Annotated in this window: 10 protein-coding genes; all 10 read left to right on the forward strand. The window is 42.7% G+C overall.

Translation table 11 applies throughout. From position 1 onward, the window contains the following. Positions 1 to 3: 3 nt before the first annotated feature. The 10 genes from icmH to tssG all read left to right on the forward strand — a co-directional run bounded on the left by icmH (position 4) and on the right by tssG (position 13,296). Positions 4 to 843, forward strand: coding sequence for a type IVB secretion system protein IcmH/DotU (icmH, locus tag EDC56_RS13090; protein WP_123713031.1), 840 nt, complete (start codon positions 4 to 6; stop codon positions 841 to 843). Positions 844 to 870: 27 nt separating this feature from the next. After that, positions 871 to 4,335, forward strand: coding sequence for a type VI secretion system membrane subunit TssM (gene tssM, locus EDC56_RS13095; protein WP_123713032.1), 3,465 nt, complete (start codon positions 871 to 873; stop codon positions 4,333 to 4,335). After that, complete coding sequence (tagF, locus tag EDC56_RS13100) at positions 4,336 to 4,995, forward strand: type VI secretion system-associated protein TagF (protein WP_123713033.1); 660 nt, start codon at positions 4,336 to 4,338, stop codon at positions 4,993 to 4,995. Positions 4,996 to 5,054: 59 nt separating this feature from the next. After that, positions 5,055 to 6,320, forward strand: a complete 1,266-nt coding sequence (gene tssA / locus EDC56_RS13105) for a type VI secretion system protein TssA (protein WP_162844196.1) — start codon at positions 5,055 to 5,057, stop codon at positions 6,318 to 6,320. A 72-nt stretch (positions 6,321 to 6,392) separates the two neighbouring features. Further along, positions 6,393 to 6,899, forward strand: a complete 507-nt coding sequence (gene tssB / locus EDC56_RS13110) for a type VI secretion system contractile sheath small subunit (RefSeq protein ID WP_123713035.1) — start codon at positions 6,393 to 6,395, stop codon at positions 6,897 to 6,899. Further along, positions 6,896 to 8,389 (forward strand): type VI secretion system contractile sheath large subunit, encoded by a 1,494-nt coding sequence (tssC, locus tag EDC56_RS13115; RefSeq protein ID WP_123713036.1) that lies wholly within the window; start codon positions 6,896 to 6,898, stop codon positions 8,387 to 8,389. The genes tssB and tssC (EDC56_RS13115) overlap by 4 nt, the downstream gene beginning before the upstream one ends. A 51-nt stretch (positions 8,390 to 8,440) precedes the next feature. Beyond that, on the forward strand, positions 8,441 to 9,952 hold the full coding sequence (tssC, locus tag EDC56_RS13120) for a type VI secretion system contractile sheath large subunit (protein ID WP_123713037.1): 1,512 nt from the start codon (positions 8,441 to 8,443) through the stop codon (positions 9,950 to 9,952). Positions 9,953 to 9,954: 2 nt separating this feature from the next. Beyond that, complete coding sequence (gene tssE, locus EDC56_RS13125) at positions 9,955 to 10,431, forward strand: type VI secretion system baseplate subunit TssE (protein ID WP_123713038.1); 477 nt, start codon at positions 9,955 to 9,957, stop codon at positions 10,429 to 10,431. After that, positions 10,421 to 12,241, forward strand: a complete 1,821-nt coding sequence (tssF, locus tag EDC56_RS13130) for a type VI secretion system baseplate subunit TssF (RefSeq protein ID WP_123713039.1) — start codon at positions 10,421 to 10,423, stop codon at positions 12,239 to 12,241. The genes tssE and tssF overlap by 11 nt, the downstream gene beginning before the upstream one ends. Continuing rightward, positions 12,205 to 13,296 carry a type VI secretion system baseplate subunit TssG gene (tssG, locus tag EDC56_RS13135; protein WP_123713040.1) on the forward strand — a complete coding sequence of 364 codons (1,092 nt, stop codon included), beginning with the start codon at positions 12,205 to 12,207 and terminating at the stop codon, positions 13,294 to 13,296. The genes tssF and tssG overlap by 37 nt, the downstream gene beginning before the upstream one ends. Positions 13,297 to 13,349: the final 53 nt, after the last annotated feature.

Raw genomic sequence — 13,349 nt, forward strand, 5'->3', positions numbered from 1 at the left:
ATTATGAATAATCAAGGTTTTACTCCTGCTCCTGCCGCAACAGGTAATGACAGAACAATAATGATTCCAACGCCAGGCGGTTCAGCTCACGAGGCGCCAACGCCACAATTCAGGGAGCAAATCGCTCCCGCAGCACTGCAACCACAAGAAGTTAGGCAAGGGCTTAGCATCATCTCAAATAAAGCTGCAACACTTCTAACAGTTATAATGAAGCTCCGCACTACGGTTAATCATCGTGAGTATAAGACGCTTCATCGCACACTTTGTGATGAGATGACACGTTTCGCAAACCATTGTCGCAATGCTTCAGTCGATCCTCAGCAAACTGCTATTGCACAATATATTCTTTGCTCAGCTATTGATGAAGCAATCTTAAAAACACCATGGGGAGCTACCTGTGGCTGGGCAAATCATTCTCTACTAAGTGTTTTTCATAATGAAACCTTCGGCGGTGAAAAAGTTTTTGCTCTACTTCAGCAGTCTCTTTCAGCCCCAGCACAAAATATCGACCTTCTAGAGCTATTTTATTATGTTTTAAGCCTCGGCTTTGAAGGGAAGTACCGACTTGAACACAGGGGCTTTGAGCAGCTTCAACAAATAAGAGACAGCCTATATCAAACAATAGAGAGTCACCGCCAACCTGCAGAAGATGAGCTTTCCGCGCAATGGCGTTCAATATTCGGCAGCCAGAAAGGCCTCTTAAAGAGAGTTCCATTCTGGATCATCAGTAGCGTAGTACTTGCTCTACTCCTAGTTAGTTATAGCGGGTTCCAATACATACTGCACCAAGATACGTCTTACACTCTCGACCTCATTCATCAGCTTAATGTAAGCGATCAATAATCTTCATCCAGGGCAACGGAACTCTTTATGCGTGATAAATTAGCTCGATTCATCAGCCACCCATGGACTTTAGGCGTTTTAGGCCTTATTGCGTTTTCAACAATCATATGGTTTGGTGCTTCATATATAAAGTTTGGCGAAAATAATAACACTGTAAGCCACACCAGCAGAGCTATTTTAATAGCGATCGTATGGGGCGCATGGATCATATGGCAATTCATTGGCTTTGCTATTACTTATAAGAATGAACGTGCTCTCAATCAGCAAATAACCAAAACCGATGATAATAGTGAGGGAGCTCGAAGTAGTGAAGAGCTTCAGGCTATAAATCAACGCTTCCGCGATGCCATTAACACACTTAAAAGTAGCAAAATTAAAGGACGTAAGCGCAGCATTTATCAACTTCCATGGTATTTACTGATAGGGCCTCCTGGCGCAGGAAAAACTACCGCGCTACTCAACTCTGGACTGGAATTCCCACTATCAAAAGATCAACAGGCTCAGCCGTTAGAGGGCATTGGCGGAACCCGCCAATGTGACTGGTGGTTTACCGACCAAGCAATTCTTATCGACACTGCCGGAAGGTATACTACGCAGGACAGTCATCGTGTTGTTGACAATACCGCTTGGCATGGTTTTTTGTCAATGCTAAGAAAATACCGTAAGCGACGACCGATAAACGGCGTCATTGTTTCTGTCAGCATTCAGGACCTGATGCTACAGACAACTGACCAAAGACTACAAGGCGCAAAGACAATCCGAACACGCCTCGACGAGCTTAGGGAACAGCTTGGGATTGAGTTTCCTGTCTACCTAAACTTTACAAAGTGCGACCTTATAGCTGGATTTAGTGAATATTTCCAACACCTTACAGTGAGCGAGAGAGAACAGGTTCTTGGTGTAACATTTACCGATGATGACAGCAGTCCTTTAACCGCACAGTTCTCTAAGCAATATGCCACTATATTACAGCGCCTCAACAGAAGCCTTTTATCTAAGATAAACCTTGAAAGAGACGTTTCTAAACGAGGAACACTACAAAACTTTCCAGCACGTATGGAAAGTATTCAGTTACTTTTAGAAGAATATGTCGCGACGCTACTTACCAGCAATAGCTATGTACAAACACCCAAGCTTAGGGGCGTATATTTCACTAGCGCAACACAACAAGGAAACCCAATAGACCGAATGATGGCTGCTGTCAGCGCTAACTTTGGCCTAAGCCGTGACAATAGCGCACAACTTGCCGCGAAGGGAAAAAGCTATTTTTTAAAGCGCCTTCTCCTCGACGTTATCTTTAGTGAAGCAGAACTTGTCGGCAGTAATAAACGAGTTGAACGAACAATTAATATCGCTCGCTATGTTGGTTTTGTAAGCCTAGCTGCTCTCTCTGCTGGTTCTTTAATAATTTGGTCAGGCGCCATCACACAAAATAAACTATTGAACAACAGCATTGATGAAAAACTGGCGACATATGCAGAGGCTAAACCAAATAAGAATGAACAAGATCCATTAAAAACGTTACTCTCATTGCAGCAACTTAAGGTTGCCGCCGACATGTCAAGTGAAGAGCAAAGCCCATGGCTAAGTAACCTAGGGATGCATGATGGTGAAACCTCTAAAGAGCTTCGCCGTCTCTACAACAATCAGTTAAAAGCACTATTATTACCTCGCCTTGCTCACAGCATGGAACGTGAGCTATTAACGCTTAACAATGACGACTCGAACTTGCTCAATAGCCTAAAAGCCTATCTCATCCTAACCGAACAACGTAGTGATTCTTACGAGGTTATAAAAGATTGGGCAAACAAAGATTGGCAACGAAGATATAGCGGTAAAGGTAGCGAAATTGTCACTCTTGAAGAGCATTTAGCAGCCCTTTTGGCCCTGCCAAACCTAAGCATAAATGCTAATGATAAAGCAGTGCATACTGCCAGGATAAAATTAAGACGAACGCCACCGGCAAACAGGCTTTATGCCAGCCTAAAAAACAACCAACAGCAAGGCAGCCTCAATCTGCATGAAGCACTTAGCAGTGATAACCTATCGCAAGCCTTTTCAATCAGCCAAAACAACCCTCTACTCCACCCCGAATACCTTTACACTAAAGCAGGATATAAGGAGCTAGATTTCAGTCAGGACTCTCCACTATTGACTCAAATGTCGGCTGATCGCTGGATTTATGACGACAACAGTATGGATGATTTTACGGAGAGGGATCGAAAAGAACTCGCTCATGAACTTAAGAATCTCTACCTTAAGGATTACAATGACCAATGGTTAAAGCTTACTAATGGCTTAAAACTTCGTCCTTTTTCAAATTTAAATGATGCTTCAGAACGACTCGCCATTCTTGCTGACCCAGCCTACTCACCTCTCTACAGTATCATTGAGGTAATATCCGATAACACGAAAATCACACCAACAATAAACAAAGAACTAATCCCTAAAAACAAAGCTGCTCAATTAGCAGGTGAGTTTGTAGCCGACAAGCAAGAACCTCCTACGATAGTCGACAAACAGTTTAGTAAACTTCATCAATTAATGAGCAGCCAACGGAATCAACCCGCAAGAATAAACAGTTATATTGAGCTTATAGCAGCTGCACAACAATATATTGACGAAATAAACACCAGCCCCGACAAGCAACTGGCATCCTTCGAAGCTGCTAAATCCCGCTTCTCAGGTAAGGTTGACGCAATTAACAAGTTACGTATTGAAGCCAAAAGAGCTCCCTCTCCTATTGATAAGTGGCTACTTAGCATTGCTGACAACAGCTGGAAGGTTGTACTTGGTAATGCTAAAGCGTATTTAGATACACAGTGGCGACAGCAGGTTTACAGTGACTATTTAAGCTTTATCAGTGGTCGCTACCCTATTGCCGCCAGCAACAATGATATACCTATGATCGACTTTAACAATTTCTTCTCGCCATCCGGCAGCGAAAAGCAGTTTATTGACGATTACCTATCCCCATTTCTCGACACTCATAAGTGGCGCAATAAATCAATCGACGGTTATAACATTGGAATCAGTGCATCATCTCTTCAACAATTCAAGCGTTCTCAGGCAATTCGAACTGCGCTTTACAAACAAGGTGATCAAGTTTCGTTTGATTTTAGGCTTCAACCAACCAAGCTAGATTCTGCCGTAAGAAATTTTGAACTATCTATCGGCTCAGCAACCCTTGATTACTCACATGGTCCACGAATAACGGAAAAGTTCCAGTGGATAGGTGGCATGGACACTATTGCTGAGATTAGCTTTGAAGATTTAAACAGTAGTGGGCACCACATGAAGTATGAAGGCGATTGGGCGCTATTCAGAATGCTAGATGATGCCTCAATAAAGCAGGCTCAATCAAATAGCAGCTATCTTATTCATTTTGCAGAGGATGGTAGAGAGGCGCAGCTAAAACTTACTGCCAACAGCGCCAACAACCCGTTCCGTAAAAACTTATTTAACCACTATCGCTGCCCGAAGGTGCTTTAAATGACGACTGGTATTTATGGAAAATTGCCGGCACACGGGGATTTTATCGATCGGCGGCTTAGTCATGAATTTCGAACATCCTGGGATTGTTGGCTAAGGCGGTGCATTGCTGTTAGCCGGGAGCAGCTTGGTGAGCACTGGCTACCGTCCTATCTTAACAGTCCAGTATGGAGATTTTGTTTATCGAGTGGCGTAATTGACCGTCATGTCTGGGCGGGCATCGTTATTCCCAGCGTAGATAGCATCGGACGTTACTTCCCCTTCTCTATTGTCAAAGAGTTTCCTGAAGCGACAAATTGCTTTGAATTATATTACGACCTACAAGAGTGGTATCAAGCAACAGAGAACATTGCTCTTCAGGCGTTAAGTCAGCAAGCAAGCGCTGATAATTTAATAGATCTAATTGATCAGTTACAAATTGACGAAGCTACACAAACACAGGTTGCTCATTATGGAAACCTAATTGTCACAAAACAAGAGGGACGATCTAATTTAGCCTCAAGTCACTGCTACTTTACCCAGTCACTGCTCAATGATCTTGATGTACATACTGCGCAAAGTCTTTGGTCAACAACAAGTTTCAACAATACTTCTATTATTTGTCAGGGCCTCCCCGCCAGCGAACACTATCACTCAATGTTAAGCGGGCACTGGGAATAACGAAGCTAAAATAACTCATTAATTATATACACCAGAACAAGTAAGCAAGGATGTTAAATATGCAAGAATTAAGCGACGCGCAATCCTATTTGTCACCCATTAGTAGTGATAGCATAAATGGAGCTGATATTCGTGAAGATCGTGACCCTGCATCCTACTACTACACAATTAAAGATGCACGGAACAGTGCCAGGGCTGCAGAGAGAGCATATCTTTTTGATAATGATGACGATGTTAATATTATTGAGTTATGGCAACCCGTAATCGTTAGCGGTCCAGAAATATTAAAGAATGTTAGCAAGGACCTTGAGGTTTGCTGCTGGTATATTGAAGCATTAATTCGCCAAGATGGTTTTCATGGCCTTAGTAAAGGGCTTGAGATATTAAACGGCCTCGTACAGAATTTTTGGGAAGGCATTTACCCTCTCCCTGATGAAGACGGCATAGAAACTACCGTCGCTCCAATTACAGGGCTTAACGGTGATGGGGGGGAAGGAACTCTTCTCACCCCCATTAGAAACTGTCTCATTTTACCTGCTAGCGCTGATGAGCATTACACATTTTGGCAATACCACCAAGCCAAGGAGGCATCACGAATTTCTGACGAGGAAGCACGTGCAAGCCGCTATGATGAATTAGGCTATACACTTGAAGAAATCGACAATAGTATAGCCAATATCCCTGCAGCCTTTTACGCCGAGCTGATTGCAAACCTAGAAAACGCATTAAGTCAATTTAATGAAATGAATCAACAGTTACGACAACACTGTGGAAATGATTCGCCGCCAAGCAGTAATCTTAAGAATTTACTTGAAGAAATCGTAAGAACCTTACGTTTTGCCACAAAAGATAAGTTAGCTGAAATTCAATCTGCATCAAAAGAACCCGAAGAAATTGAGGCCACTGAGGATCAATTAATCACTAGCGAGCAAACACCAAAAACAACGAACGCTTTAAAAAACAGCCATCAAGGTGTAATCAACAATAGAGAACAAGCTTTAGTACAATTGAAAAATGCCGCTGACTTTTTCCGCCTTTACGAACCACACACACCAATTGCATCTACAATAGATCGGGCGATAAAATGGGGTCGGATGCCTGTCTCAGAGCTCATGATGGAACTGATGCCCGATGATCAATCCCGAGCATTATATGCACAGCTAACAGGCGTAAAGCTCGATGGAAGCGCTACAGATAAGTATGTCGCTTACAGTAATTCAGTTGTATCAGCAGAGCCTGAAGAAGAACCAAGCGAAATACCTGAAGAAACTCAGCCCAAGGAAGAAACTTGGGAGCAACCTATAGAAGAAGATGAAGCCTGGTAGTAGGCACTAATTCTGTTAGTAGAACCATCTGCTAACCTAATTCGTTAAAAAACAAACCACAAGGAGAAGACGATGTCAGAAAGCATCCACGACAAACTCAAACGTGTACGTAAGCCACGCGTCCATATTACTTATGACGTAGAAACAAATGGAGCTGAAGTTAAAAAAGAGCTGCCTTTTGTCGTCGGTGTAATGGGCGATTACTCAGGCGATAATACTGCCAACAAAAAATCTCTCAAAGATCGTAAATTTGTTCAAATAGATCGTGATAATTTCAACACCGCACTATCTCAGGTTAACCCAAAGCTTGAGATGAACGTAGAAAACACTTTAACTGACGATGATTCTGAGCTAACAGTCGACTTAGACTTTAAGTCTATGAATGATTTCACCCCTGAAAATGTAGTAGCACAGGTCGAGCCTCTACAACAGCTACTCGAAGCTAGAAATAAACTGAGGGACCTTATGAGTAAAGCCGATCGTTCCGAAGAGCTCGAAGAACTACTTGAAGATATTCTTCAAAACACAGATAAGGTAACAGAAATTTCACAACAACTAGGCAAAGGTGAGGAAGAATAATGAGTACTGAAGAGCTAGAATCTGGTGCCGTTGCAGAGGCCGTTGAAGAATCTGCCAATCTCTTAGAGCAAGCTATAGGTGCAACTCGTCAAACCAAGCGAGAAGAAGCCGAAGACTTGCTTAGCAATTTAACGGAGCAAGTCCTCAAGGGGACTGTAAGTTGGGATCGCAACCTAACAAAGACAATAGGCAGCGCAATCACTGCAATCGACGAAGCTATCTCAAAGCAATTAGCTGCCGTCATGCATCATGAGAAGTTTCAAAAGCTTGAAGGGTCCTGGCGGGGTCTTAACCATCTTGTCATGAATAGCGAAACTAGCGCCACATTAAAGATTCGCATGCTCAACATTAGTAAACGTGAACTTTTTAAGGATCTAGACAAAGCGGTGGAGTTCGACCAAAGCCAAACTTTCAAAAAGATTTACGAAGAAGAGTTTGGTATCGCTGGTGGTGAACCATATGGCGCAATGATTGGCGACTTCCAATTCACCAACCATCCTGAGGACATAGATCTTTTAGGAAATATGTCAAACGTTGCAGCTGCCGGATTTTGCCCATTCATCTCCTCTGCTGGTCCCGAAATGTTTGGCTTTGATGAGTTCACAGAACTTTCCAAGCCGCGTGACCTAGGGCAAATATTCGAATCCCAGGAGTACATCAAGTGGCGGAGCTTTAGAGATAGTGAAGACTCTCGCTTTGTTACGCTAACAATGCCGCGCGCTTTGTCACGTCTACCTTACGGCGCAAACACTAAACCTGTTGAAGCATTTAACTACGAGGAATTCCCTACTGAAAGTTCTGGCATGTCTGTCGCAGTAGATCATGATCAATATTGCTGGATGAATGCTGCTTACGTCATGGGCACGACACTCACGCAAGCTTTTGCTGAAAACTCCTGGTGTACCGCAATTCGTGGTGCCGAAGGTGGCGGTAAAGTTGAGGGGCTACCGAGCCATATATTCAAAAGCGATGATGGAGACACCGACCAAAAATGTCCGACAGAAATCGGCATTACTGACCGAAGAGAGGCTGAGCTGAGTAATCAGGGTTTCCTTCCTCTTTGTCACTACAAGAATACTGACTACTCTGTTTTCTTTGGTGCACAGACATCTCAGGACGCAAAAGTCTACGACAACCCAGATGCAACTGCGAATGCTAGCATTTCATCTCGCTTACCCTACATCATGGCCACTGCACGAATTGCTCATTACCTCAAGGTTATGGCTCGTGACAAAATTGGATCATTTATGGAGGCAAAAGACGCCGAGCGATGGTTAAACAACTGGATCTCGAACTACACCAACTCAAACCCAGATGCCAGCGCAGAAATGAAGGCGAAATATCCACTGGCAGAGGCACGTGTTGAAGTTCGAGAGAACCCAGGTGCACCAGGGTCTTATAGCGCTATTGCCTATTTAAAGCCGTGGTTACAGATGGAGGAGCTTACAACCTCTCTCCGTATGGTTGCTAACATTCCTAACGTAGGATAAGGCACTATTGCGGTTTCATCTCATAGATGAAACCGCTTTGCCAATTAAATTATGTCGACAATACTCGAAAGAAAAAAAACAAGTACTCTTTTAAATGAGGTAGATGTATATGCGTCTAAAGCCCCCTCATGTCGACAGTCTACAACAAGCATAGCCGCAGAATTCGCTCCTGATTTAGACGCCATAGCATTATGGATCAACAATCCTCATTGCAGCACCTTCATCAGAAACAGCTCGGTTAATTTATGGCTCAACTACCAAATTAGCTTAATAGATGAGTTGATTGAAAAACAACTAAACGCCATTCTACACCACGATAAATTTCAAGCACTAGAAAGTGCTTGGCAAGGCTTACACTATCTAACTGAAAGCACAGGACAAAACCGCAAGTGCAAAGTTAAGTTTCTCGATGCAAGCTGGCGTTTAATCACTAAAGATCAACAACGCGCCTCAGAACCACAACAAAGCGGTCTTTTTGAACTGGTTTATAATAAAGAGTTTGGCATCGCTGGCGGAGAGCCTTTTGGAGCATTGATAGGTGACTATCGTGTCAACCATATGCCCAACAAAGATCACCCATACGATGATGTTTATACTTTAACAGGTATCTCACAAGTTGCTGCCGCATCATTTACATCATTCATTTGCGGGGCTCACCCTTCATTATTCGGTCTTGATGACTTCCAACAGATGAATCTTTCGATCAACCTGGAATCTATTTTTAATCATAAAGAATACGCTCGGTGGAATGCATTACGTAACACTCTTGATAGCCGATTTATTACCATTACGCTACCAGGTATATTAATGCGTCAACCTTATGAACGCAGTGAAAGTCACGTGCTTAACTTTAAAGAAAACGTTAGCTCTCCTGATAGCCTTGACTACCTTTGGGGGAACAGTGCTTTTGCCCTAGGAAGCGTTCTGATACGCGAGTTCAACGATGTTGGTTGGTTCTCACATATACGTGGAGTACCTCGTGATTATTTTGGCGGTGGGCTAGTTACAGCTTTTAAATGCCACAAAGGACAAGCGGATAACAAAGATAAAATCCTCACTCCAACACTCATTACTGACAACATGGATAGAGAGTTAGGCAATTTAGGCTTATTACCGCTATGTGCCTGTTATGAAGCGCCATTTGCTGCATTCTATAGCTCCTCGACATTACACCGCAGTCAAAAATTTGATAATAAATCAGCCACTGCAAATGCACGTATTAGCGCTATGCTTCAACAACTTCTATGTGCTAGTCGTTTCGCCCATTATATTAAAGTGATGATAAGAGATAAGGTTGGTTCATTTTCATCTGCTTCTGATTGTGAGCAACAGCTGCAATCGTGGTTAAACAAATATTCAACAGGTGGTGATAACCTTAAATGGGAAACTATGGCTCGCTATCCTCTAAACGAAGCAAGAGTCCGCGTCTCAGACATTCGTAGTACTACTGGGAGCTATCACTGCTCAATCCATCTAAAACCACACTATATCGTCGATGAACTAATCTCAGAGCTTATGTTAACGACTGAAATTAGTAGCCTTGGAGTAACGACAACGAGTTAGCTATGAATAATCATAAAAAGTTAGTTAGCCCGATTCTCACGAGGCTTACCGCTGGTAGCGAAAACAAAAAGAACAGCCAGGTTGTCCTTCAAGAACTAAAAGAAGGTGTCCGGTTCGACCTCGAGTGTCTTTTCAATGCACGTTATCGCTGCTTTTCTGCAGACAGTAAATACCAGCATTTAGAGGATTCCCTACTTAACTACGGCCTTCCAGACCTCTCTACCATCAACTTGAGCACACAGGTTGCTCGTGTTAAATTTTGTCGCCAAATAGAAGAGACTATTACTAAATTTGACCCTAGGATTAAATCCGCCAGAGTAAGTGCTAGTGATAATATCGACCACGATGATCCTAGCATCCGTTTTCGTGTCGAAGCCCGTTTATTTACCAACCCAGCTCCAGAAACAGTCATCTTCGACTCATCGTTAAACCCCGTCACCCAATTAATTGCCGTAAGCGAGGTTTATAATGACCGATAAATTGCTGCCCTATTATGAGCATGAACTAGCCTTTCTACAACAAACCGCAGGAGAGTTTGCCCAACGGCACCCGAGTGTAGCCTCAAGTTTATCACTCGACAGCAACACAGTTGACGATCCACTTGTGGCTAAACTACTCTCAGGAGCTGCCTATCTTAATGCACGCATTCAGCAACGACTAGACGATGACTTTCCTCAGATAACCGACGCCTTAATGGGCTACCTCTACCCCCATTATCAACGCCCTATCCCTTCGATGGGAATCGTTCAGTTCACCCCTCTTGACGATCTCCAGCAATCACACATTGTTAAGTCAGGTACAGTGCTCGAAACAGAGGCTATAAAAGGCCATCACTGTCAATTCACTACAGGTTACGACGCCCACATCGAACCTTTTAAAGTGGTTGCAGCTAGCCTACAACCACGGCCATTTATCGCACCTGGCAGCGATCAAGTCATAGGGGCTAATGCAGTATTACAGTTATCATTAAAAACCTTAAGTGATGAGTGTTTACTAAGTGACGAGATTACTCAGCGCCTAAGATTTCATTTAGCTGGCCAAGTGAATCATGTTGTCAGCATATACGACTTAATACTTACAAAAAGCGTGACAATTATTTTAGCTAGTAGCGAAAACGATCCAGACCCTATTTTTTTGGATCGCGAAAATATACAGCAAGTCGGTTTTGACAGTGATGATGGGCTACTGCCCTACCCTGACAACGTACTCAGTGGCTACAGGTTACTTACAGAATACTTCTGTTTTACAGAACGCTTTCTATTTTTTGATATCATCGGCATCAAAGAAAAAATTACTGAAAAGTATACTAATAATCTAAATATTTATATTTACCTCGATGAGTCAATTCCTGAATTAGAGTCACAAGTTGACAGTAGTTTCTTTGCATTAAACTGTGCCCCGATCATCAACTTATTCGAGCAAAGCGCAGATCCTATCAGCCTAAAACACGATCAATATTCTTACGAGTTAACCGCAGACGTTAGGCGTAAGGAAAGCCTCGAAATTTATAGCATAAACGCAGTGTCAGCGAGTAACAATCAAGGTACAACAACAGAGTACTCACCATTTTATGGGATAACACACACACAAAGCTCTCAGCATACGTTTTGGCACGCTGAAAGAAAAGAAGTCTACGAAGGCGATCATGGCAATGAGCTTGCCACTGATATGAATATCAACTTTGTTGACTTAGACTTTAATCCTCATCATAGCCATGACCAAGTTATAGCCACATCAATCACCTGTTTTAATAGAAACTTAGCAAAGAAACTACCTAACTCAGCAGGGCAACCTTACCTGAGTATTGTCGACGATGATGCGCCAACACAATCGATTCACTGTGTTTCCTGCCTTACACCTACTATACGCCCATCCTCTGGTAAACGGAGCTTATGGCGTCTTTATTCTCACCTTAACTTAAACCACCTTTCCATTAGCGATAGTAGTGGCGAGTCTTTAAAAGAGATCCTAAGACTATATAATTTTAAGGATACGGCAAGTACTCGCAACCAAATTGAATCCATACAAAAAATACGGACACGAGCAATAACAGCCCCAATTACAACTCACAGCACGACTGCCATGTGCAGAGGCACAGAAGTCACTATTACACTTAACAAACAAATGCTTGCAGGCACTAGCCCATTAATATTTGCGACAGTTATTGAACGATTTTTAGGGCTTTATTGCTCAATTAACTCGTTTATTCAACTTAGCGTCAAATTTTCAGACAGTGATAAGGAGTTAAAGCGATGGCCACCACGCGCCGGCGACAAAGCTCTACTCTAATACCACGACTCCAGGATTCACCCGGAGAGTTTGATTTTTTCCAAGCAGTAAGACTGTTAGAGCGAGCAGGCAAGCTACAATCTAAATCTGAGCTAAGAAACTCAGAAGCTATTGCTGATGGTGCCCCTGCAAGCAAGGAAGTTGTTCGCTTTCGTGCGCGACATCAACTTATTTTTCATGCCAGCGACATTCACAGTGTTGATGAAGAGGCAATCGATCTTTATCAACAGAATATTGATAAACGCTGGTCGATGGAGGTTAACTTTCTCTCTTTTGCGGGTAGCCAAGGTATTCTTCCGCATCATATAAGTGAAATCATTCAACAACGAATACGCCATAAAGATCATGCGCTAAAAGACTATCTAGACATATTCAACCATCGTACAGTATCTTTATTCTATAAAGCATGGCATAAGCATCAGATGCCCATGACAGTTGAGCGTGCCTCGCTATATAATAATCAGCAGGAGGACATATTTACCGATATTCTTTGCTCAATGGCAGGGCTTACCCCTCGGCAAATGCAGCTATCAGGTAATAACAATTTTTCAATAGCCGGAATCTCTGGCTTGTTATCTAGAAATGTCGCTTCTGCAGAGGCCTTAAAAAAAATAATTAAATTTCAGCTGGGCTTAGCAGTGTCCATTGAGGAGTTCATCGGACAATGGGTACCAATAGATCCACGAATACAAAGCCAGCTTCCATCGCAGATGCACCCAGAAGGCCTTAATGTCAAACTAGGCAGTAATGTCGTTATTGGCGAGAATAGCTGGCAACTACAAAATAAATTTAGAGTAAGGTTAGCCCCCCTTGATTACGAAGGTTACATGGCGCTTAAACCAGGCTCTTCTCGTTTAAAAAAATTACAATCTTTAATTAAGTTCAGCACGGGCATTGAGCAGGACTGTGACATTGTTGTATCAGTAAACAGTAAAATAATTCCAGCAGCTAAACTCGAAAATACCGATAATTATCAACCTGCACTTGGCTGGAACACCTATTTACTTGATGATAATAAACATGATCAATCAATCGAAGTAATCATCTCTAGCTAGCAACACTTGCAATAACACTCACTTTATTACTAGGCAAAAGGACTAACGCCATG

The organism is Sinobacterium caligoides (assembly GCF_003752585.1).
Lineage (GTDB): Bacteria > Pseudomonadota > Gammaproteobacteria > Pseudomonadales > Sinobacteriaceae > Sinobacterium > Sinobacterium caligoides.

Excerpts from the sequence above, each read along its gene's own strand:
- icmH (WP_123713031.1), top strand. The coding sequence starts at position 4 with ATGAATAATCAAGGTTTTACTCCTGCTCCTGCCGCAACAGGTAATGAC.
- tssM (WP_123713032.1), top strand. The coding sequence starts at position 871 with ATGCGTGATAAATTAGCTCGATTCATCAGCCACCCATGGACTTTAGGC.
- tagF (WP_123713033.1), top strand. The coding sequence starts at position 4,336 with ATGACGACTGGTATTTATGGAAAATTGCCGGCACACGGGGATTTTATC.
- tssA (WP_162844196.1), top strand. The coding sequence starts at position 5,055 with ATGCAAGAATTAAGCGACGCGCAATCCTATTTGTCACCCATTAGTAGT.
- tssB (WP_123713035.1), top strand. The coding sequence starts at position 6,393 with ATGTCAGAAAGCATCCACGACAAACTCAAACGTGTACGTAAGCCACGC.
- tssC (WP_123713037.1), top strand. The coding sequence starts at position 8,441 with ATGTCGACAATACTCGAAAGAAAAAAAACAAGTACTCTTTTAAATGAG.
- tssE (WP_123713038.1), top strand. The coding sequence starts at position 9,955 with ATGAATAATCATAAAAAGTTAGTTAGCCCGATTCTCACGAGGCTTACC.
- tssF (WP_123713039.1), top strand. The coding sequence starts at position 10,421 with ATGACCGATAAATTGCTGCCCTATTATGAGCATGAACTAGCCTTTCTA.
- tssG (WP_123713040.1), top strand. The coding sequence starts at position 12,205 with ATGGCCACCACGCGCCGGCGACAAAGCTCTACTCTAATACCACGACTC.